Raw genomic sequence first — 21705 nt, forward strand, 5'->3', positions numbered from 1 at the left:
GGTCCGGCCGCGGGACGTCGCGCGGTTGCCGCCCGACGGGCGCTCAGTCGTCGGCGATCTGCAGGGCCAGTACGAAGTGTTCACCGTTCGTCCCTGCGAGCAGGCTGTCGAACAGCGGGGTGAGCCCGTTCACGGCGCCGCAGCCGATGTCATGGTTGGTCCACCAGCTGGCCTCCGGTCCGAGCAGGGACACCACCCGGCCCGCCGCGCGTTCGGCGGTCTCGGCGGGCAGGTGCCGGTGGCTCGGCCAGACGAGGTCGACAGCCGCGACACGGGCCAGGAACGGGGCGGCACCGTGCGATTCCACCGGCTCCAGAGCGGCACAGATCTCCGGAACGGACGGCGGAGTGTATCCGGGCAGGAAGCGCTGCCAGGGCTCGTCCGCCGCGACCGCGGCCAGCAGCCCACGGATCCGGGCCGCCAGCTCCGGCAGGTCGGGGTCGGGCTCGGTGAACCGCCCGGCCTCTACGTACACCCGCATCGGCGTGGACAGCGTTGCCGTCCCCGCTTCCAGTTCGGCCAAGCCCTCCAAAGACGCCACAGCGGGATTCTGCCGTACGCCCCTGCCCGCTCCTCCACCGCGCCCCGGCCGAGCCGCCGGACGGTGGCCGCGGCCCACGCCGGTGGGGCCGGCGCGGGCCGTGTGGGTCAGAGGGTCGCCGCGTACGGATCACGGTCCGGTGGGACCAGCGGGATGGTGCCGGCCCGGCTGTCGACGTGTTCCGTCTCCCCGGAGACGACGGACCGGTCGATGGCGGTGAGAACGTCCAGGACGTGGTGGCCGAGCTCTCCGGTGGCGATGTGCGGCTCACCGGTACGGATGGCCCGGGCCATGTCCAGTGCTCCGAGCCCGCGGCCCGCCTCGATGCCGACGGATTCGACCGGTTCCCACTGCGCCTCACCGTCGGCGAGGTGCCCCCGGGTGATCCGCACGTCTCCGGCGAACGTGTTGGGGTCGGGGACGATCAGGGTGCCTTCCGTGCCGGTGATCTCCACGACCCCGCTGCGCAGCAGGTGGGAGTCGAAACTGTAGACGCTCTGGCTGCTCGCCCCGCTCTCGAACGTGGCGAGTACCGAGACATGGGTGGGGACGGCGACGGCGAATTCCGTACCGGCGCGGTCTCCCGCCCTGATGGTGCGAACCTTGCGTCCGGTGGAGCCCACGGCCGACACCCGCGTCACGGACCCGAACAGGGAGACCAGCGTCGTCAGGTAGTACGGGCCCATGTCGAACAGCGGGCCGGCTCCCTCGGCGAAGAGGAATTCCGGGTTCGGGTGCCAGGCGTCGGGGCCGGGGGTCTGCATGAAGGTCTGCGCCGACAGTACGGTGCCGATGTCCCCGCGGGCGATCGCCCGGCGTGCAGTCTGCACACCCGGGCCGAGGACGGTGTCGGGGGCGACGCCCACCCGCAGTCCGGCCGCCGCCGCCCGGTCGAGGAGAGTGCGTGCTTCGACCGGGTCGACGGCGAGGGGCTTCTCCGACCACACGTGCTTGCCCGCTGCGACGGCCGCCGTGCTGACGTCGGCGTGAGCGGCGGGAATGGTCAGGTTGACGACGATCTCCACGCCGTCGTGGGCGAGGACGTCGCCCGCACTCCCCCACGCACCGACGCCGTGCCTTCGGGCCTGGGCCTCGGCGCGGTCGAGGACTGCATCGCCGACGATGCGTACGTCCGTGTCGGGGAACCGGCCGAGCGTGGAGAGGTACTGCTCGCTGATGTTGCCGGCGCCGATGATGCCGACACCGACCGGACCGGAACGCGGGCTCATCAGACGATTCCCTTCTCGTTGAGGTACGCCACGGAGCCCGCTACGCCCTCGAACATGTCGCCGGCGTAGTGGTCGAACTCCACGACCGCCCACGCGGTGTCGGGGGCGGCGGCCAGGGCGGCGGCCACCGGGATCTCGCCCTGGCCGGCGGGCACCTGCCGGGTCAGCGTTATGTCGAACGGGGCGCCGGAGGTGTGCGGGTCGTCGATGACGGCGCCGTCCTTGATGTGCAACGCCCGCACGCGGGGGCCGAGCCGGCGCAGCAGCCCGACCGCGTCCCTGCCGCCGGCCGAGGCCCAGTACACGTCCACCTCCAGCCCCACTTCGGCGTCCAGCCGCTCCACGAACCGGTCGTAGGCGTTCACCCCGTCGATGGTGGGGGTGAACTCCTGCGAGTGGTTGTGGTAACCGACTTGCAGGCCGTGGTCGGCGGCTACGGCGGCCGCTTCGTTCAGAAGTGACGCGGTCCTGTCGATCTCCCGTGCCTCGGCCCATCGGGCGGCGGGCACCATCGGCTCGAACACCGTCTCCAGGCCCAGCACCTGAGCCGCGTCGAAGGTCCGCCGCAGTGTGTCCGGTGTCCGGTCGGGGAAAGCGATGGCGGCGTGTCCCGTGCGTGCGGCCAGCCCGTGCCGGGCGAGGGCGTCCGCGAGTTCCCGCGGACGGTGCACGAAGTCGAACACCTCGACGTTGCGCAGCCCGATCTCCGCGACGCGGGCAAGGGTGCCTTCTTCGTCGGTGTGGAGCTGGTCGCGCAGGGAGTAGAGCTGGAGTGACAGCCGGGATGTGGGCATGCGGTGTCCCTTCGGTCTTGAGTGCGGTGTTCCGGGCCGGGGACGTCCTTGCCCTTGGCCCGTTGGCGTCACGCTGTCGCGTCCGTCGCGGCGTCCAGGGCCGTGACGTCGAACAGATGAACCCGTTCTGGGGGTGACGGCGGGCACTGGAGTCCGGCGTGGGCGAGTGCCGCGCCGGTGAGGACGATGCCCCGGGAATCGGTGCCGAACCACTCCGGCCCGGATTCCGGCCGCCCGCTCTCCCCCGCTCCCACCGGCCTGATCCGGTACCGGCGGGCCGGGTCGAGGCCGCGGAAGGTGAAACGGCCCGGCCGGACCACCTCCGAGCGTCCGGTCACCGCGAGGGAGAGCAGGGCGCGGCTCCGGTCGGGTGCGACCACGCCGGTCAGCTGGAGGCTTTCGTCCCATGGGTCCTCCCGTACGAGCCGCCCGGTGTGGAGCAGGCCGCGGTAGGCGCGGTACAGGGCGAACCAGTCCCGCAACTCGGCGCGTTCGCGCTCGTCCGCCTCCCGCAGGTCCCACTCGACGCCCATGTGCCCGAAGAGGGCGGTCGCCGCCCGGAACGACAGGTCGTGGGTGCGGGCGGTGGTGTGGGAGCGGGGCGAGGCGATGTGGGTGCCGAGGAGTTCGAGCGGTACGAGCTGTGTGGTCCAGCGGTTGATCCGCTGGCGGTCCAGGGGGTCGCTGCAGTCCGACGGCCAGACCCGCTGGGTTCGTTCGAGCACGCCCAGGTCGATGCGCGATCCGCCGGACGAGCACGATTCGATCTCCAACGACGGGAAACGACAGCGCAGTTCGTCCATGAGCCGGTAAGCGGCGAGGGTCTGGGCGTGGACACCGGGCCGCCGGGACGCGCCGTGCCCGGCGTCCACGAGGTCACGGTTGTGATCCCACTTGACGGCCGCGATGTCGTACTCCGTGAGGATCGCCGTCATGCCGTCCAGGACGTGGGCGAAGGCGCCGGGGTGGGTGAGGTCGAGCACCTGCTGGTGGCGGGAGGGCAGCGGCAGCCGTCCTCCGGTGCTGAGTATCCACTCCGGGTGGGCGCGGGCCTGCTCGGAGTCGGTGCTGACCATCTCGGGTTCGAACCACAGGCCGAACTGCATGCCGAGGGAACGGACGTGATCGATCAGCGGGTGCAGGCCGTCCGGCCACACCTCCGGGTCGACGGTCCAGTCCCCGAGTCCGGCGCGGTCGGAGCGGCGCCCGCGGAACCAGCCGTCGTCCAGTACGTACCGTTCGACGCCCACGGACGCCGCGATGTCGGCCAGTTCGGTGAGTACGCCGAGGTCGTGCGCGAAGTAGACGGCCTCCCACACGTTGAGCGTGACGGGCCGCGCGGAGGCGGGATGCGCGGGCGATGCCCGCAGATGGCGGTGGAACAGAGCGGCCTGTGCGTCGAGCCCGTCCCCGTACGCCCCGTACAGCCAGGGGCTGGTGTAGCTCCCGGCGGGCGGCAGGACGATCTCGCCCGGCAGCAGGAGTTCGCCCCCGCCCACGACCTGGTCGCCGGTGGCGAGGCGTTCCGCGTAGTGCCGCTGGTTGCCGCTGTGGCCGACGTGTACGCCCCAGACCTCACCGGCGGCGAAGCCGAACCCGGGTGTGCCGACGGAGAGCACCAGGGGCGATTCGGCGCCGGTGCGTCCGCGCCGGTTCTCCCTGACCCAGGCGCCGACCCGCAGCGGCGCCCGCTGCGGGGTGCGTTCCATGCTCCAGCGGCCCGCGAGGTCGAGGATTTCCCGGGCCCGTGCGGGCAGGGGCAACGCGATGCTCAGGTCGTCCAGTTGGAAGTCGTCGGTGCCGGTGTTGCCGAGGGTCGCGCGGGTGCGCAGCAGTCCCTCCTCGTCGAGTTCGAGTTCCATGAGGACCGAGAGTCCGGCGGCGGTGTCCGTGCCCCGGACGCGCAGGGAGCGCTCGGTGGTCTCGGGGGGTTCCGTGGTGAACAGGGGTGCCCAGTCCGCGCCGGCGCGGCTGCCGCTGATGCCGGGGCGGCCCAGCCATGCCTCGCTCGCCTCGGGCAGGATCGCGAGTCGCACCGGCCGGTCGGGGCCGTTCGGGGCGACGTCCCTGACGCCGCCGCGTACGAGGGAGGTGAGGGTGGCGTCGTCGAGGTCGCCGAGGGGGGCGCCCCAGTGGACGATCTCCGGGAGGCGGCCGTCGCCGAGGTCGACGACGACGCTCACCGTCCGGGCTCGCAGGTGGACGATCGAGGCAGTTGGTTCGGAGCGCATGATGCCTTCCGTACGGTCTGTCCCGGTCGGTGGTCGGCCGGGGTGCGGGGTCGCGTTGGGGTCATACCCCGGGATGGAGTCCGTCCCGGAGGACGAGTGCCGCGAGATCGACGGATTTCCGGATGCCGCTGGGCCGGGTCACCGTCACGACGGTTCCGGCGACGCGCACGGCGGGCGGTTCGGGCAGGGCGCCCGTGGCGGAAACGCAGTCCGGCGCGCGGACGTGCCGACGGCGCCGGGGACGCTGATGGCGTCGCGTGCCGTCCAGAAGTCGTAGGGGAACGAGGTGTCCCCGTAGAGCACCCAGCCGTCGAGCGGATTATGCAGGACCGTCGAGTGGTCGGCGATGAACGTCCTCGTCGGCGCCGTCCGCGGGTGTCCGACGCCCGGCCGGTCCCTGGTTGCTCGCGGCCGCGGCCAGGGGAGCGCGACGGCCGGTGTTCCCACCGCCAGTCCCAGCCCAAGTGCGGTTCTGCGGCTGATCTTTCGCATGGGGCAGCCATGGGCCCGCTCCCGTGGAGAAACACGCGTTCGCACTGTCACACCGAAGCCTGCTCGGAACCGATGTGCGCGACAAGGCCATGTCGTCGACCGCACATCGGTCGCACATGAGGACGCGGCGAACCAGCCCGGAGCCGGTCGGCAACAGCCTTGTGACGGCGTTCGTCTCAAGCGTCCGGCTCGGGAGGGATTGCGGTGCGCCGCTCCGGGCAGCCGATACTCGTGGCGCCCCGGAAGCCGTCCGGCGAGATCGTCGGCGTCGCATCGAGTGACGCGGTCGGTACGGGCAGCAGGCGGGCGTCGGCCCAGGTGTCCCCTGCGGCGGTGTCGGCCCATGGGTCCTCGATCACGACGGCGCCCGGCATGGCGCCGTGGCAGAACACCCAGTGCGGTAGGGCGAACCCCTGCATGTCGGCGAGCGAGGCCAGGAGCAGCACGTGCTTCCGTCGGCCGAGCGCGTTCCTGATCGCGGTCATGGACGGGCGATGTGAGTCGATCGGGACACCGGCCCGTCCGCCTTCCGCCCGAGACGTGTCCTGCACGGCGCGCCGGTCCTGCTCGTCCTCCGGTAGTGGTCGAGCAGGACGGGCCGGTCCACATCGAGGAAGACGGTGACCGGGCACGGCGGCCATGCCCGACGTACGGCGACGCCCAGTTCGACGGGCTCGCACGCGGGGAAGTTCGTCGCGTCGCGCCACAGCGTCAACTCCGCCCGGCGGTCGAGCCATTCCTGCGGCTGCCGCCCCGCGTGGGCCTGCGCGACCGGGGCTGTGACGGCGTCGCACGTGAAGTGCGTCGTCTGTCCGTAGTACGGGGACTCGGTGACCGCGTCGCCGTGCGGCCGGCGCCACATGGCCGGCGCCGGGCCCGCCGGCCTTCTCCGCGTGCGTGAGCGGAACACTCAGCGGGACGAAGCCCGCTTCGGCGGCGGCCTCGGGACTCCTTGTCCACGCTTCCCACTTGATCTGCGCGAGCCCCCGGTGGCGTGCGTGGGAGACCACGGCCCCGGCGGCTGCCGGCACATCCCCGACGGCACCGACGATCTTCAGGTAGGCCGTGTGCGGGCGTGCCGCCACGAGCGCGGCGGCGGCCCAGTCCTCGCCGTCGTCACCCGGAACGGCCACGATGTGCGGGGCGCCGCGTCGGGCGTCATGCGTGCGGCCTTCGGGGTACCCGGATGAAGTACGACGCCCCGACCAGGGAAATCATGGGGCCCGTCGGCATCTGGGCAGGTGCGACGACAGTGCGGCCGAGGGGGGCGGCGACACAGACCAGCAGCCCGCCGAGCAGCATCGCGACCGGGATCACACGGCCGTGCCGGGCGCCCACCAGTGACCAAGCAAAGTGCGGGGCGACGAGTCCCACGAAACCGACGACGCCAACAGCGATCACGCTGAGTACCGCGGCGATCGCCAGTGCGGCGAAGCGTGTGCGTTCCGGCCAGCCGCCGACCACGCGCGGGGGTCCTCGTCGACGGCAAGCGGATCGGGCCGGTGACACCTGCCGAGCAGCACGGGGAGCGGGCGACACCGCTGCCGCGACCGGTATGACGCCGGGCAGCGAGCGCCCGTAGGTCGTGCCGGAGAGCCAGGTGAAGTTCCGGGGTGTGCTCCGCGGGTCGGCGCGCAGCAGGAGGAAGGTGGTGATGTAGCTGAGGCCGTATCCGTGTGTCGGACGGCCACTCACGAGGCAGGCGTTGGCCTCATCCCGGCTGTTGCCCCTGGGGGGCGCCACGGTCCTGTCCGGCGAAGCGGCGTCGTGCGGCCTCGATCTCGTCCAGGTAGCGGCGGGTCCAGGCGCACATGCCGTTGACCGTTTCCCGCAGTGCCTCGCCCGCCTCGGTGAGGCGGTAGTCCACGCGGGGCGGCACCGTCGCGTACACGGTCCTGTGCACCACGCCGTCCCGTTCCAGCCCGCGCAGAGTCTGCGTGAGCATCTTGTGGCTGATGCCCTCCACCTCGGTTCTCAACTCGGTGAAGCGCAGCGTCCGCGTCCCCAGGGCGTTGATGATCAGCAGGGCCCATTTGTTGGCCAGCCCCGAGAAGATCTCACGTGCCAGGGAATCGGCGCGCGTCACGTCCGCGTCCTCGGGAACACGCCTGATCTGCTCGGTTTCCATCAGGTGCCCCTCTCACCGAAAAGTGCGTTCTTCCACGTCAGAGCATACTCACCTACGGTTTCCGAGTAACCAGAAGAGACCCATGGGGGCGCGATCATGACCATCCTGAAGACCTACGCACGCCTGTGGACCGACGACCTCGACCATGCATTGCCACTCCTGGAGCAGCTCACCGGAGAGCAACCCCACCTGCGGATGACGTTCGAGGCGATCAGCCTCGGCGCGATCGGCGACTTCCTGGTCATCGCGGGGCCGGCCGAGGAACGTGCGAAGTACGCTCACGCCTCCGCCACCGTCGTCGTCGAAGATCTCGACGCCCTCCGGACGGCTCTGGAGTCCGCCGACGCCACCATCACCACTCCCCCGACCGACGGCCCGACGGGACGGTTTCTCTACGCCCGCCACGCGGACGGAGCAGGTGTCGAGTATGTCGAATGGAACGCCGAACTGGTCCGCAGGATCATCCACGCAGAAGCCCTGAAATGACTTCGACGTCGATGAACCGGATGGTGCCGCGGCAGTCGGCGTGTTCGTACCGGCCCCCGGAGCCGGGCCCTGGCCGTGGCCCTCGCCGGTCTCGACCTGGCCGCACCCGCACAGTGCGACGGCGCCGGGCGTAGGTGTTGTGCCGATGGAGCAGCAGCCGCGGAATCAAGTGACGTCGTGAGCACGCCCGATGCGGTGGGGTGGTCGACTGCCACGCCGCGCCGTACGGTAACCGCATGGACATGGACGAACGAGTGCTTCACGCCCCGTCGTTCGGCGCGGCGGCGGTCGCATACGACGAGCACCGTCCGGATTACGCACGGGCCGCGGTGCGTTGGGCCCTCGATCCCGCGCCCGGCCCACCCGTGCTCGACCTCGGCGCCGGAACCGGCATACTCACCGCCACACTGGTCGCGCTGGGCGTCGAAGTCGTCGCGGTCGAGCCCGACCCGGCGATGCTGACCGAGCTGCGCCGCTCGCTGCCGGCTGTCCGCGCCCTGGCGGGTAGCGCCGAGGCGATTTCCGCTGCCGGACGGTTCCATCGGCGCGGTGCTGGCCGGCAACGCCATGCACTGGTTCGACATGGCCGTCGCAGGACCTGAGATCACCAGGGTCCTCGCACCGGGCGGCATCCTGGCCGGACTGTGGAACGTCTTGGACGACCGGGTCGAGTGGGTTTCCGGGCTCGCACGGGTCAGCGGGAGCGCGGCCGTCGGCCCGCGTGACACGCCCACCAGCTGGCGCGCCGAGACGGCCGGCACGCACCTTCCGAAGACTGGCGCGGCTGCCCGGTTCGGCTCGCCGGAACAGGGCGAGTTCCCGCACGGGCAGCGTCGCACGGCGGACTCCCTCGTCGCGACCCTCGCGACGCGGGCGGGAATGCTGGTCATGCCGGACGGTGAACGACAGGCCGCGCTCGGCCGGATCCGCGCCTACCTCGCGAGCCGGGCGGAGACCGCCGACGGCGAGTTCACACTTCCGATGCTGACCGGCGTACTGCGCGTCCGGCGGCTGTGAAGCACCTCGTCGGCAGCGATCGATGGCTCACCGCACACCGTTTCACGAAGCCGGCGGATCCTCCGGGTGGGCCTTCGAGTTCGTGAGACACAGCCGGACCTGGTCTTTTGCGTCCAAGGCGTCGGCCCGTCGTTCAAGATCAGCGGCGATGCCGTCCCAGTCGGGCCCGTGAAGGTAGAGGCTGCCCGCTGCCTCTCTCATCAGTGCCGGCTCATCGGGCCGCTGAAGGAGAGCGAGCCGATACGCGAGGTTACGGATCCGTACAGGCAGGTACCCGTCGACCAGGCTCGGGCACAGTTCCCGCAGCATTGTCAGGATCGCACCGGCGTCGGCGAACGTCAGCTCCTCGATGAAGAGGGCCTCGTCGTGCTGACGTTCGCAGGGCGGAGTGGGCCGGTACTCGTCCCCGAAGAGACATCGGGCATGGTCCGTCAGGGTGGCGTGCATGGCCCGAGCGTACGAGGCGCCGACCTGCCGGCCTGGGCCGAGGCCCGCGGCTGGTTGCGGACAGGCCGTCATCTCGCCGAGGTCACTGTCCGTTGCGGTCCCGGGGCATCCGCTCGGCTGTTGCGCGCAGGTGTGCACGTGTTCCTTGTGGTCCGAAGAGAATCAGGGTTTCGACCGTGCCGCCATCGGCACTGCCCAGCCAGTGCGGGAGGGTGGTGTCGAACTCGGCGGCCTCACCGGCCTTCAGGGTCAGTTCGCGCTCACCGAGCAGCAGCCGTAGACGGCCGTTGAGCACGTAGAGCCATTCGAAGCCTTCGTGGGTCTTCGGGGTCGGTTCGCGGGGCTTCGGCGAGGCAGGAATGATCATTTTGAACGCCTGCATGCCGCCGGGCCGCCGTGACAGCGGAACGAAGATCATCCCGAATCGTCGGACCGGCTTCAGGTGGATGCGGGGATCGCCGGTGCGTGGGGCGCCGACGAGGTCGTCGAGGGGCACGTCGTAGAGCCGGGCCAGTGGGAGCAGCAGGTCCAGAGTCGGTCGGCGCTGTCCGCTCTCCAGTCGGGAGAGCGTGCTCTCCGACACCGCGGTCACCTCGGCGAGATCGGCGAGCGTCATGCCGCGTTCGCGGCGCAACGCTCGCAGCCGGGCTCCGACGGCGTCGAGTACGTCTTCCGGTTCACGTTCCATCGCCTCATCTTGCCGAAGCCGCAAGGTTGCGTGCCAGATCCAGGGTGCCTGACAAGACTGGGACGCGTTCGTTCCCGGCAGAAGGAGCCCTGATGAGCACCACCGACGTGGTCGAGTTCTGGAATGGCGTCTACGCGGCCCGACCTGCGGCCGTCGATCCTCGGCCCAACACACGCCTCACTGAGACGGTCACCGGCTTGCCGCCCGGTGATGTGCTGGACCTGGGGTGCGGCAATGGCGGTGATGCGCTGTGGCTCGCCCGCCTGGGGTGGCAGGTCACCGCCGTCGATGTCTCCTCCGTGGCGGTCGAGCGGCTCCGTGGCGCCGCTCTCGGGCACGGCCTGTCCGGCCGGATCTCGGCGCAGCAGTACGACTTGCACGGGGCCTTCCCCGACGGTGCATTCGATCTCGTCTGCGCCCACTACCTCCACACTCCCCTCGATCTGGACAGGGCGGCCGTGTTGCGCGCGGCCGCACACGCGCTGCGCCCGGGCGGCCGGCTGCTGATCGTGGATCACGGCTCGACAGCCCCGTGGTCGTGGGTCCAGGACCCGGATGTCCGATACCCGGCCCCGCAGGAGGTCGCCACGGAGCTGGCCCTGGACCCGGGGGCCTGGGCGGTCGAGCGGGCCGACGCACCGGTGCGGACCGCGACCGGCCCGGACGGCCGCACGGCCGAGGTCACCGACCATGTCCTGATCATCCGCCGCGCCGCCTGAACAGGGTGCAGTCCTCGAAAGGCAGATCTGATGGCCACCTCGTCCCGGTGTAGCCGCCGCATCGACACACCGCCGCCCCGTACCGGCAACACCGAGACCGAGGTTCTGCGCGGTTTCCTCGTCCACCTGCGGGACTCGATCGCCACGAAGGTCGTAGGCGCCCCCGAACTCCAGGTCCGAACAGCCGTGGTGCCGTCGGGTACGAACCTGCTCGGCCTGCTCAACCACCCCACCTGTGTCGAACGAGCGACGTTCTTCGGAACCCGGATCAACGACTGGCCGGCGACGTTCCACGCTTCCCTTTCGGGTAACTCGACGGACGTCGTCGCTCGCTACCGGGAAAGTGGTCGCCGCGGCGAACGAGGTGCTCGATCGGTGCGTCGACTCCGGCACAGCGCTCCCCAGCTCCCGGCCGGGAAAGCCGATGCCCGCTGGGCGCTCACCCACATGATCGAGGAGACCGGCCGTCACGCCGGCCACGTGCACATCCTCCATGAACTGATCGATGGCTCAACCGGGCGCCGACTCTCTTGATGATCCCGGCCCCGGCGTTCATGGGGTATGCGATATCGGGCCCGAGCATTCAGCTTTTGACCAGGCAGAACGGGTGCCCGGCCGGATCAGTGAAGACTCGCGCCCTGGCCTCGTCATGAGGCTGGTGCTCCGGCTTGCCCGCGCCCAGTTCCAACAGCTGGGCCTCGGCCTCGTCCAGGTCGCCCCCGACGTTGAAGCAGATGTGCAGCTGCTGGGGAACGGTTTGGCCGGGCCAGCTCGGAGCCCGGTAGTCATCCACTCTTTGAAAGCCGAGGAAGAGACCGTCCTCACGGTTGAGACCGGCGAAGTCGGCGTCCGACTTGGGGTGGGGTTCCAGGCCGGTGGCCTGCTGATAGAACGCTGCCAGAGCCTGTGGATCGGGGCAATCCAGTGTTATAGCATCCAGCTTCATCTGCAGAGGCATGGCATCTCCTGGCGATCGGTGGATCTCTCGATGCACAACCCTAGAGGTGTGCTTCCGGCGGCCGTCCGCAGCCCGTAGGCGATCGCAGCGGTCTTCCCGAAGATCTCAAGCGCGCTGTTTCCACCGCGGCACCATCTGCTCGATCGTGGAGACATACCACTCGAAGCATTGGTCGGGCCGCCCGGGGGGATCTCGCCCCCGGGCGACCCGGCCGGTGCCTCACCCGCGCACAGCCGCCCGGCACCGTCCGCCTGAGCAGCGGTTCCGGGCGGCCGGCCGGGCTCAGGTGGCGGCTGGGCGGCTGGCCAGGTATTCGGTCAGGCTGTCGCCGCTGAGCGGGTAGTAGTCGGAGAGCCGTGCGCCCTCGTCGAGGCGGCGGCGGGCGAACTCCTCCCGGTCCTGGTGCAGCAGGGAGTCCTCGGCGAGCGGGATCGCGTTCCGCTGCGGCACGACGACGGCGCCGTCCTCGTCGGCGACGATCAGGTCGCCGGGCGTCACCAGGGAGCCTCCGACGCCGACGGGCACGTTGAACGCGGACGGGAACAGCTCGGTCTGCGAGGCGTAGTGCGGGGTGACTCCGGTGCACCAGATGGGAACGCCGAGGGCGCGTACCCGGGCCGCGTCCCGCACCCGTCCGTCCACCACGATCCCGGCGCCGCCACGCAGCTTGAAGTAGCGCACGAGCATGTCGCCGAGGCAGCCGGTGAAGTGACTGCCGCGGGCCGACACCACGAGCACGTCGCCGGGCCGGATCGATTCGAGGACGCCCCACAGCGGGGTCTTGCGCTCGATGTCCTCCTGCTCCGCGCCGTTGAAGACGTCCTCGCGCTGCGGCAGGAACTCCAGCGTCACGGCACCGCCGGTGATCTTGACGTCCGGTTCGCGGTGCAGCGGCACGGGGCCGTCGATGAACGTCCGGGTGATACCCATCTGATGCAGCTTCGCGCAGGCCGTCGCCGCGCTCACGTCCTTGAGGGCTTCCACCATCCGCGAGGTGGGTCGTACGTAGGCCGAGGTGTGGACCGGCGCCCGCATCGACTCATAAGTACGGGTCTCCTCCGTCTCCTTGATACGGGTCGCCCCCGTCGCCGGCGTTTCCTGATCCCCAATCGGGTGCATGCACTTGCCTCTCCGCGTGCTCGCCGCACGCAACGCCAGTGACATCATCGCCTATCGATGGTAGATAACAGCCAATCGATTAGTGATGTCAATGCGTCAGGAGCCGTCCATGACCGATGCTTCCGCAGATCCCGCTGATTCCGCCGTCCGCACCGGATGGTTCGAGGCATCGCGCTTCGGGCTCTTCGTCCACTTCGGCCTGTACAGCCTGGCGGCGCGGCACGAGTGGGTCCGCAGCCGGGAGGCCATGTCGCAGCAGGAGTACGACCGTTACCTGCACCGATTCGATCCCGACCTCTTCGACGCCCGCCAACTGGCACGAACGGCACGGGAGTCCGGAATGCGGTACGCGGTGCTGACGGCCAAGCACCACGACGGATTCTGCCTGTTCGGCTCGGCGTTGTCCGACTACACCTCGATGCACGCGACCGGCCGTGATCTGGTGCGCGAGTTCGTCGATGCGATGCGCGCCGAGGGTCTTCGTGTGGGCCTGTACTACTCGCTGCTCGACTGGCACCACCCCGACTTCACGGTCGACGAGCACCACCCGTTGCGGGACACCGAGGCCCGGCGGGAGCCGCGCGACATGGCGCGCTACCGAAGCTACATGGAGGGCCAGATACGCGAACTCCTCACCGGTTACGGCCGCATCGACCTGCTCTTCTTCGACTTCACCTACCCGGAGAAGGGGCCCGAGGAATGGGGCTCGCGGCAACTGCTGAATCTTGCAAGGGAGTTGCAGCCGGACATTCTGGTCAATGACAGGCTCGGCATTCCGGGCGACTATGTGACACCCGAGCAGTACCAGCCCGACCGGCCGCTGGAGCGCGGCGGCGAGCGGGTGATGTGGGAGGCCTGCCACACACTCAACGGCTCGTGGGGGTACGACCGTGACAACCACGACTACAAGGACCCCGCACTGCTGGTCCGCATGCTGGTGGAGTCCGTGGCCTGCGGCGGCAACCTCATCCTGAACGTCGGGCCCACCGGCCGCGGCGCCCTGGATCCCCGGGCCCGCGCCACGCTCCACGCCATCGGCGAGTGGGCCGGGCTGCACGCCCGGTCCGTCCACGGTGCGGGGCCCAGCGCCTTCGAAGCACCTGCCAACGCCCTGTACACGCAGTCCGGCACCCGTCTGTATCTGCATCTGCTGGCCTGGCCCCTGAAACACCTCCACCTGCCGGGACTGGCCGGCCGCGTACGGTACGCCCAGCTCCTGCACGACGGCTCGGAGATCCGCTTCCACGAGATGGACGGCGCGAGGCACGAGCACAACAACCTCGCGCCGCCGAACCAGCCGGCCGGCACCCTCACCCTGACCCTCCCCGTCGCCCGGCCAAACGTGCTGCTCCCGGTGATCGAGCTGGAGCTGGACGCGGAGTGATGCCAGTGGTGAAACCGTTGAGTGAGCGCCTTTCGGCGGTGCTGGGCCCGGACGGCGGCCGAGAGCTGGAGCGGTTGCTCGTCGACCCGGCGGGGCGGGTGGGGGTGCCCGATGTCACCTGCCGCGCCGTGTGGAACGCGGTCCCTGGGGCGATTCGGAAGCGTGTACTGGAGGATGCGGCCCAGGAGTTGACGCGACCGGCTCCCCGGCTGACGGCCGGGTCGTGGGCCCGCGCCTTCCGGGACGGTGACCGCAGCGCGTACGAGGACGCGGCCTGGGGTCTCCAGGAGCGGGTATCCCTGCTGATACTGGCGGCCGTTCTCACCGGAGAGTCGGCGGATGCGGGCAAGCCCCCCGGGGCCTGCCCGCATCTGGACGCCGCGATCGACGGGCTCGTGGAGTTCGCCGAGGCCAGCACCTGGTGCTGGGCACCGCACGAGCGCTTCGCGGCGGAGCGCGGCGATCTTGTGCCCGATCCGGACGACCCATATCTCGACCTGGGCGCCGCCGAGGTCGCCTCGCTGTTCGCCTGGGCGGACCACGTCCTGGGGCCCCGTCTCGACCGGCGGATGCCGGGACTTCGGCGCCGGCTGCGCCGTGAGGTGGAGCGACGGGTGCTGCTGCCCTTCGAGCGCCGCCGGGACTGGCGCTGGATCGGCGCGGACGGCGGCGCCAACAACTGGAACCCGTGGATCCACGGTGCCGTGCTCGCCGCCGCGCTGCTGCTCTGCGCGGACGATGCCCGGCGCGCCCACCTCGTACAGCTGGTGGTTCAGGGCCTCGACCACTATGTGGTCACGCTTCCCGACGACGGCGGGATCGATGAGGGCATCGCCTACTGGTGGGTGGGGGCCTGCCGATTGCTGGAGATCCTCGATCTGCTCGCCGGGGTCGGCGGTCCCGCGCTGGACGCCCGCCAAATGCCTTTGCTCGGGCAGTTGTTGCAGTATCCGCAGCGCATGCACTTCGGCGCCGGCTGGTACGTGAACGTGGGCGACGCACCCGCCCGGCTGACCGCCGACCAGCCCTGGCAGGTCCCGTTCCGCTGGGGCAAGCGACTCGGACAGCCGGAGACGGTGGCGCACGCTCTGGCCGGGGCTCGGCAGCAGCACAGCGCCGCACCCCCGCGTTCCGGGCTCGGGCGTGCACTGGCCGCGCTGGCCGACGAAGAGTGGTGCCGGGCCCTCACGGCCGGCGAACCGGCCCCCTCCGCGCCCTGGATGACCCGCGAGACATGGCTGCCACGGCTGCAGATCCTGGTGGCCCGAGAGACGGCGGGGAGCGCCGACGGCCTCACCGTCGCGGTGAAGGCAGGCCACAACGGCGAACACCACAACCACCTCGACATCGGCTCGTACTGGGTGGCGGCCGACGGGCGCCCCCTGGTGGTGGACGTCGGACGGCCCACGTACACGGCGCAGACCTTCGGCCCCGACCGATACGCCGCCTGGCCGTTCCGGAGCGGCTGGCACAACGTGCCCGAGCCCGGCGCCGCCCAGCAGCCCGGCCCCGAGCACCGGGCCCGGGACGTGCGCGTCGAAATCGGCCGCGGCGTGACCGGGATGACCGCCGATCTCAGCGGCGCCTATCCCGCGGGCACCGTCACCGGATGGGACCGCACGGTGCGTCTGGTCCGGGCCGACGGGACCACTCCCCCTCATGTGAGCGTCGAGGACCGGTGGGAAGGGGGCGGGGCGAGCGTGGCCCTGCATCATGTGCTGGCCGGCCACGTCGAGCTCGGGGACGGCCGGGCCACTGTCACCGCGCCTGACGGCAAACGGCTGGTGATGCACTGGAATCCACAGGTCGCGGTCGCCTCCGTCGTACGCAGGGATCTGGACGACCCACTGCTGACCGGGAGTTGGGGAGACCACCTCACCCGGATCACGCTAACGGTCCGCTGTCCCGGCGCCCAAGGGCACGTAGCCGTGCGGTGGTTGCTCGCCGACGAGGTCGGCGGGGCCGCGAAGAACGAACTCAGAGGTTTGGCGCAGCACTCTTGAAGAAGCGGGGTGCCGCCCCTAGCATCAGCAATCGATAGACGATAGTCACGGAGGCGAGGGCTTCTCCCCGCCTCCACCGCATCGCACCACCCCGCAGGGCGGCCCGCACCGATGACCGCCCGCGAACCCCTCCCGCTACTGCTCCACCGGGAACTCTGCGGCTGAATACCAGCTATCGATTATTCACGACTACGCAACGGAGCGTGTCCCGATGAAAACAATGTGGCGTCGAACCTGCGGACTCGCCCTGGCTCCCCTGGTGATGGCATCGGCCGTCGCCTGTGGCAACGGGTCCGACCAGGCCTCGGAGGGCACGACCCTCCGCGTCATCGTGAACATCACGCCGAACCTGACGGAGAAGTACTGGAACGAACTCTTCGACACCTACGAGAAGTCCCACCCCGGCGTCACGGTCAAGCTCGAACTGACCGGCACCATCTCGGCGGACGCGAAGCTGAGGCAGGACCTGGCCGCGGGCGACCCTCCGGACGTCGCCCAGCAGATCACGCCGACGGCCGACACCGCGTCGCTCTTCGCCGACCTGTCCGACCAGCCCTGGACCGCCAAGACTCCGCTGGCCGACCAGTACGCCATCGACGGCAAGCACTACGTGGTCGGTGTGGGTGAGCAGATCCAGTCGCTCGTCTTCTACAACAAGGCCGCGTTCGAGAAGGCCGGGATCGACGCCGCGAGCATCCGGAGCATGGATCAGTTCACCGCCGCCATGGGCAACTTGAAGGGCGCCGGTTACAAGCCGCTGCAGACCGCCGGCCAGTGGGTCACCGGCTCCCAGTTCTCGATGATGGCCGACGCGGGTGTACTCACCGCCGACCCCGAGTGGACGGCCAAGCGCAATGACGGCAAGACCTCGTTCGCCAAGAGCGGCTACCTGCCCTACCTGGAGCACTACAAGAGCTGGATCGACAAGGGCTACCTGGAGAAGAGCGCGCTCGGCCTCACCTACGCGGACGGCCAGACCGCCTTCCTGAACGGCAAGTCCGCGATGTACATCATGGGTTCGTTCTTCGTGCCGGCCGCTGACGCCGCGAAGAAGAGCGACGAGATCGGCGTGTTCACCATGCCGACCGACGGGGCCTATCCGTCCGGCCAGTTCGGCAACATCTCGAACCCGTACGTCGTGGTGAACAAGTCGCGCCACAAGGCCGAGGCGATCGAGTTCGTGAAGTGGGCGACCACCGATCCGAAGGCCATCAAGAGCCAGCTCGCCTCCGACGCCAATCTGCGCGAGGGCTTCACGTACCCGATGTCCAGCCTCGGTTCGTCCGTGCAGAAGATCCTGGACAAGGCGCCGTCGGTGATCGTGAAGTCCGGGAAGAGCCAGCCGATCGCCGGGTTCAGCGATGAGCTCAACAAGCAGATCCAGTCCCTGTACACGGGCTCGTCCCCCGCGGGCGCGGCCGACGGATTGGACAAGTGGTGGAACTCGCAGAGCTGAACACAGGGCTGAAGCGGCGCCGCCGGGCGAGGCTGCGGGACTCGGCGATCTCCCTCGGGATGATGGGCCCGGCCGTCCTGCTCTACACGTTGATGACGGTAGTGCCGGTGGGTGTCGCGATCTATCTCAGCCTGACCGACTGGGACGGCTTCTCCACCGCCACGTTCACCGGGCTGGACAACTACAAGCACCTGTTCGACGACCCCAGTTCGTCGGACGCCTGGTACGTGACGGGTCTGATCGCCGTGATCGGCACCGTCCTCATGGTGGGACTGGGGCTCGTGTACGCGCTGGCCCTCAAGGGCCGCTCGCGCTCGAACTCCTTCTTCCGGGCCGTCGCCTACTTCCCGCACGTCATCAGCGCGCTGATCCTCGGCTATCTGTGGGCGGCGATCCTCGGCACCAACGGCGCCATCAACAACACACTCGCCAAGTTCGGCATCGAACCGCTCGGCTTCCTCTTCGACGAGAGATTCGCGCTCATCTCGCTGATCGCGGTAATCGTGTGGGCCGGATTCGGCTTCAACGTCGTCCTGTTCGTGGCCGCCCTGCAGACGGTGCCCGCAGAGCTGCTGGAGGCAGCGGCGATCGACGGCGCCTCCAAGCGGCAGATCAATCTCCGGATCGTGATCCCCATGATCGCTCCCGTGGTCACCGTGGCGACGGTGCTGAACCTGGTGGGGCTCATCCGGGCGTACGACATCGTGGTCAGTCTCACCGGCGGCGGGCCGGCCGGGTCGACCCAGACATTCACGTACCTCATTCTCGCCCGGTCCTTCGAGGGCACCAAGGTCGGGTACGCGACCGCGCAGGCAGTGTTCCTGATGGTGGTGTCCGCCGTGCTCGCCCTCCTCGTGACGGCGCTGCGCAACCGTCAAGACCAAGCTGCGACAGGTTAGTTAGGAGCCGGTGGTGGTCGTACTAGAGGCAGAGGTCCGCGACAGGCCGAAGGCCGCGCCGACAGGCGGCGGTGTTCCGTCGCGGCGTTCGGAGCCCAAGGAGCCGCGCTCGCCCGTGCGGTGGGCCCTTCTCGGCGTGCTGTTCGTCGTCATGATCGTGCCGATCTACCTGCTCGTGGTGAACGCCTTCAAGTCGCAGCAGGACATCCTCGACAACCCGTTCTCGATCCCCCTGAGCGGGCTGACCTTCGAGCACATGTCGGCCGCGATCAACAGCCCGCAGTTCAACGTCATCGGCGGGTACGGATTCACGCTGTTCCTCGTCGTGGTCGTGGACGTGCTGTGCATCCTGCTCGCGGGCCCGGCCGCGTACGCGATCGCGCGCAGCCTCAAGCGGCGTACGCAGCTGGTGCTGCTGTACTTCCTGGCAGGCACGTTCATCCCGGGCGCCGCAGTGATCATCCCGGTGATCTACGTACTGCGCGAGGTGGGCCTGGCCAATACCGTGACCGGTCTGGTCGCGCACGACGTCGCGTCCACACTGCCGGTGAGCATCTTCCTGTTCGTCGGTTTCATCCGCACCATTCCGGTGGACATCGATCACGCGGCGACGATCGACGGCGCGGGCCGGTACCGGACGTTCTGGTCCATCATCTTCCCGCTGATGCGCCCCGCGGTCGTCACGGTGCTGATCCTGAACTCGATCGGGATCTGGAACGACTTCGTCTCACCGCAGATCCTGCTCAGCCCGTCCTCCGGGCACTACACGGTCACGACGGCGATCTACGCCGGCATCAGCCAGTACTCGACCGACCTGACGAAGGTGTTCCCGAACCTTCTGCTCGCCGTCGCGCCCGTCGTCATCTTCTTCATCTACATGCAGCGCCACATCATCAGCGGTCTCACCGTCGGCGCGGTGAAGGGATGAGCAGCCGCAGCACCGGTCGCAGTGCGACGGCCGGGCTCGATGTTCCACGTCCGAGAGAGCCGAGACAAGAGAGAGGATCACGGAGTGCTGAGTAGATGGATGCCACGGTCCCGCAGGGGACCGTGGTCCGCAGCCGCCCTGCTCGCCGCCCTGACCGTGGTGGTGGCGGGTCAGCCCGCTGCCGCCCATCCGGTCAAGTTCCGGACGGGAAAGACGTATTACGTCTCACCGTCCGGCCAGGACACCGCCGGCGGCAAGAGCTCCAAGGCGCCGTTTAGGCACATCCAGAAGTGTGCGGACGTGATGGTGCCGGGCGATACGTGCCTGGTCCTGTCCGGCACGTACGAGGAGACCGTGGTGCCGGCCCGTTCCGGCACCGCCGAACTGCCGATCACGTACCGCGCCGCACCGGGTGCGGAGGTCACGGTGAGCGGGGCCTCCCGGATCAGCGGCTTCGAGCCGGTCACCGCCGCCGATGTCACCGAGATCGCCGAGTCCGACCCGTTCGCCGCCACATCGCAGTTCAGCGACGCGGTGGCGGCGGGGCACATCTACAGCGCGGGCGTCGACCTCGGCACGGACGTGACCACCGTGCAGGTGTTCACCGACAAGCAGATGGACATCGAGGCCCAGTGGCCGTACCCCGGCCTCGACCTGCTCGACCCCACGCTCCAGTACGCCGGTGAGGGCAGCGCGGACGCCACCATCGCCGACACGGACCTGACCCGCCCGGCGGGGTACTGGGACGGCGCGCGGGCCCTCACCGGCTACTGGTACGTCTCGGCGACCACCACGGTCAAGAGCTCCGCAGTAGGCTCGGTGACACTGGACGCGGCGCCGCCGTGCGTGCACAAGGTGGTGCCCAAGGAGACCCGGTACGCGCTCTCCGGGAAGATCGGTGAACTCGGCCATCCCGGCGAGTGGTTCTACGACCCGACCGCGAAACGTCTGTACGTGTACGGCACCGACGACCCGGATGCCCACACCGTCGAGGCCAAGCGGCGCACCCTGGGCTTCGACCTGACGAACGCCAGCCACACGACGATCGCGGACATCGGCCTGTTCGCCACCACGGTCAAGACGGGCCCCACCAGCACCGGCGTCACTCTGGACGGCATCAACGGCCGGTACCTGTCCCACTACACGGACATCACCCGGGGTGCGACGGACTGCGGCAGCACGGTGACACGGGGCGTCGGCGACACCGGCATCATCCTCGACGGCACCCACAACAAGATCGTGAACAGTGATCTGGCGCTGAGCGCCGGGAACGGCATCGCGCTCCGCGGACAGAACAACACCGCCACGGACAACGTGATCCACGACGTCGACTACATGGGCACCTACGCGGCGGGCATCGCCGTGCAGGGCAACAGCCAGACGGTCACGCACAACACGATCTCCCGCGTCGGCCGCAGTGGGATCAACCTCCAGTGGAACGAGGTGAGCGGCCTCACCCCGGGCAAGGACCTGATCGCGTACAACGACATCTCCGGGTACGCCCGGCTGAGCCTGGACGTCGCCGCGATCTACACCTGTTGCAGCGCCTGGATGATGGGCACCTCCATCGACCACAACGTACTGCACGACCCGGCACCGACCACGACCTCGACCACGTTCGGGATCTCCGGAGTCTACGCGGACAACGGCCAGAGCGATCTGGTGATCGCGAACAACGTGGGCTGGGGCAACCGGGAGGGCACGGTGATGCTCAACGGTCTGGGCACCGGGTCGCACGACAACAGCGTCTACAACAACACCGGGGGTATGACGCTGTTCTATGTGAAGGAGCCGGGGCAGTCGACCGGCACCAAGATCTACAACAACATCGGCACGATCCGGGGCCTGGACGGAGCGACCGACGGAGGGCTCGTGCTCTCCAACAACCTTCCCACGGGCGTCGATCCGCTGTTCGTCGACGCGGCGAACCACGACTACCGGCTGTCCGCGGAATCCCCCGCACGCAACCAGGCGATTCCGCTGCCGGGAATCAATGACGGTTCCACGGATGCGACTCCGAGTCTGGGCGCCTACCAGTACGGGGCACCCGCATGGACCGCGGGCGCCCGGCGGTAGCCGTCACGCGACACGGCTGTGGGGGCCCTACGGAATTTAGGATCGGGACCCCCGCCCGGGGGTGAAATAGGGTTAGGGGTGGGGGCCCCTGTTAACACGGCGCGGGGCAT

21 protein-coding genes and 1 pseudogene are annotated in these 21705 nt (G+C 69.5%); 11 read left to right on the forward strand and 11 right to left on the reverse strand.

Annotated elements, in window-relative coordinates:
* Positions 1-43 precede the first annotated feature (43 nt).
* The 7 genes and pseudogenes from ACFVH0_RS26545 to ACFVH0_RS26575 all read right to left on the reverse strand — a co-directional run bounded on the left by ACFVH0_RS26545 (position 44) and on the right by ACFVH0_RS26575 (position 7415).
* The gene (locus tag ACFVH0_RS26545) at positions 44-541 is read right to left on the reverse strand and encodes a hypothetical protein (RefSeq protein ID WP_385824045.1); all 498 of its coding nucleotides are present in this window, start codon (positions 539-541) and stop codon (positions 44-46) included.
* 107 nt (positions 542-648) lie between these two features.
* On the reverse strand, positions 649-1770 hold the full coding sequence (locus ACFVH0_RS26550; RefSeq protein ID WP_385824047.1) for a Gfo/Idh/MocA family protein: 1122 nt from the start codon (positions 1768-1770) through the stop codon (positions 649-651).
* A complete protein-coding gene (locus ACFVH0_RS26555) occupies positions 1770-2564 on the reverse strand; it encodes a sugar phosphate isomerase/epimerase family protein (RefSeq protein ID WP_385824049.1) in 795 nt (264 codons plus the stop codon). Before ACFVH0_RS26555 ends, ACFVH0_RS26550 begins: the two co-directional genes overlap by 1 nt.
* A 68-nt stretch (positions 2565-2632) precedes the next feature.
* On the reverse strand, positions 2633-4795 hold the full coding sequence (locus ACFVH0_RS26560) for an alpha-galactosidase (protein WP_385824051.1): 2163 nt from the start codon (positions 4793-4795) through the stop codon (positions 2633-2635).
* Positions 4796-5463: 668 nt separating this feature from the next.
* A pseudogene (locus ACFVH0_RS26565) lies at positions 5464-6453 on the reverse strand (peptidase C39 family protein); the annotation flags it as partial.
* Positions 6446-7030, reverse strand: a complete 585-nt coding sequence (locus ACFVH0_RS26570; RefSeq protein WP_385824053.1) for an iron chelate uptake ABC transporter family permease subunit — start codon at positions 7028-7030, stop codon at positions 6446-6448. The pseudogene ACFVH0_RS26565 and the gene ACFVH0_RS26570, both read right to left, overlap by 8 nt.
* Entirely contained in the window at positions 6999-7415 is a 417-nt protein-coding gene (locus ACFVH0_RS26575; RefSeq protein ID WP_385824055.1) for a winged helix-turn-helix transcriptional regulator, read from the reverse strand. The genes ACFVH0_RS26570 and ACFVH0_RS26575 overlap by 32 nt, the downstream gene beginning before the upstream one ends.
* 96 nt (positions 7416-7511) lie before the next feature.
* Between ACFVH0_RS26575 and ACFVH0_RS26580 the strand changes: the two genes are divergently transcribed.
* From ACFVH0_RS26580 to ACFVH0_RS26590, 3 genes are all read left to right on the forward strand, one after another.
* On the forward strand, positions 7512-7901 hold the full coding sequence (locus ACFVH0_RS26580) for a VOC family protein (protein ID WP_385824057.1): 390 nt from the start codon (positions 7512-7514) through the stop codon (positions 7899-7901).
* Positions 7902-8137: 236 nt separating this feature from the next.
* Complete coding sequence (locus ACFVH0_RS26585; protein ID WP_385824059.1) at positions 8138-8503, forward strand: class I SAM-dependent methyltransferase; 366 nt, start codon at positions 8138-8140, stop codon at positions 8501-8503.
* The gene (locus tag ACFVH0_RS26590; protein WP_385824061.1) at positions 8451-8918 is read left to right on the forward strand and encodes a hypothetical protein; all 468 of its coding nucleotides are present in this window, start codon (positions 8451-8453) and stop codon (positions 8916-8918) included. The genes ACFVH0_RS26585 and ACFVH0_RS26590 overlap by 53 nt, the downstream gene beginning before the upstream one ends.
* Positions 8919-8960: 42 nt before the next feature.
* Here the strand turns inward: ACFVH0_RS26590 and ACFVH0_RS26595 are convergent, their stop codons facing one another.
* Complete coding sequence (locus ACFVH0_RS26595; RefSeq protein WP_385824063.1) at positions 8961-9365, reverse strand: hypothetical protein; 405 nt, start codon at positions 9363-9365, stop codon at positions 8961-8963.
* A gap of 82 nt (positions 9366-9447) precedes the next feature.
* A complete protein-coding gene (locus tag ACFVH0_RS26600; protein WP_385824065.1) occupies positions 9448-10053 on the reverse strand; it encodes a helix-turn-helix domain-containing protein in 606 nt (201 codons plus the stop codon).
* A gap of 92 nt (positions 10054-10145) precedes the next feature.
* Here ACFVH0_RS26600 and ACFVH0_RS26605 point away from each other — a divergent pair, with 92 nt between their 5' ends.
* Together ACFVH0_RS26605 and ACFVH0_RS26610 are read left to right on the forward strand one after the other, a co-directional pair.
* Positions 10146-10772 carry a class I SAM-dependent methyltransferase gene (locus tag ACFVH0_RS26605; protein WP_385824067.1) on the forward strand — a complete coding sequence of 209 codons (627 nt, stop codon included), beginning with the start codon at positions 10146-10148 and terminating at the stop codon, positions 10770-10772.
* A 30-nt stretch (positions 10773-10802) separates the two neighbouring features.
* Positions 10803-11306, forward strand: a complete 504-nt coding sequence (locus ACFVH0_RS26610; protein ID WP_385824069.1) for a DUF664 domain-containing protein — start codon at positions 10803-10805, stop codon at positions 11304-11306.
* Between the two features lie 49 nt (positions 11307-11355).
* Here ACFVH0_RS26610 and ACFVH0_RS26615 read toward each other — a convergent pair whose 3' ends face one another.
* Both ACFVH0_RS26615 and ACFVH0_RS26620 read right to left on the reverse strand, forming a co-directional pair.
* Positions 11356-11730: a VOC family protein gene (locus tag ACFVH0_RS26615; RefSeq protein ID WP_385824071.1), complete on the reverse strand. Its 375-nt coding sequence runs from the start codon at positions 11728-11730 to the stop codon at positions 11356-11358.
* A 282-nt stretch (positions 11731-12012) separates the two neighbouring features.
* Complete coding sequence (locus ACFVH0_RS26620) at positions 12013-12849, reverse strand: ribonuclease activity regulator RraA (RefSeq protein WP_385824073.1); 837 nt, start codon at positions 12847-12849, stop codon at positions 12013-12015.
* Positions 12850-12958: 109 nt separating this feature from the next.
* On the opposite strand from ACFVH0_RS26620, the gene ACFVH0_RS26625 reads away from it, so the two are divergent.
* The 6 genes from ACFVH0_RS26625 (at position 12959) to ACFVH0_RS26650 (ending at position 21595) form a co-directional block, all read left to right on the forward strand.
* Entirely contained in the window at positions 12959-14233 is a 1275-nt protein-coding gene (locus tag ACFVH0_RS26625; protein ID WP_385824075.1) for an alpha-L-fucosidase, read from the forward strand.
* Between the two features lie 8 nt (positions 14234-14241).
* Positions 14242-16236: a heparinase gene (locus ACFVH0_RS26630; protein ID WP_385824077.1), complete on the forward strand. Its 1995-nt coding sequence runs from the start codon at positions 14242-14244 to the stop codon at positions 16234-16236.
* 220 nt (positions 16237-16456) lie between these two features.
* Positions 16457-17692 (forward strand): ABC transporter substrate-binding protein, encoded by a 1236-nt coding sequence (locus tag ACFVH0_RS26635; RefSeq protein ID WP_385824079.1) that lies wholly within the window; start codon positions 16457-16459, stop codon positions 17690-17692.
* Positions 17671-18591, forward strand: coding sequence for a carbohydrate ABC transporter permease (locus ACFVH0_RS26640; protein ID WP_385824081.1), 921 nt, complete (start codon positions 17671-17673; stop codon positions 18589-18591). The genes ACFVH0_RS26635 and ACFVH0_RS26640 overlap by 22 nt, the downstream gene beginning before the upstream one ends.
* Positions 18592-18706: 115 nt before the next feature.
* Positions 18707-19519: a carbohydrate ABC transporter permease gene (locus tag ACFVH0_RS26645; protein ID WP_385824083.1), complete on the forward strand. Its 813-nt coding sequence runs from the start codon at positions 18707-18709 to the stop codon at positions 19517-19519.
* Positions 19520-19618: 99 nt separating this feature from the next.
* The gene (locus ACFVH0_RS26650) at positions 19619-21595 is read left to right on the forward strand and encodes a hypothetical protein (RefSeq protein ID WP_385824085.1); all 1977 of its coding nucleotides are present in this window, start codon (positions 19619-19621) and stop codon (positions 21593-21595) included.
* The last annotated feature ends 110 nt before the right edge of the window (positions 21596-21705 follow it).

Origin of the sequence: Streptomyces sp. NPDC127117 (assembly GCF_042677325.1) — a bacterium.
Lineage (GTDB): Bacteria > Actinomycetota > Actinomycetes > Streptomycetales > Streptomycetaceae > Streptomyces.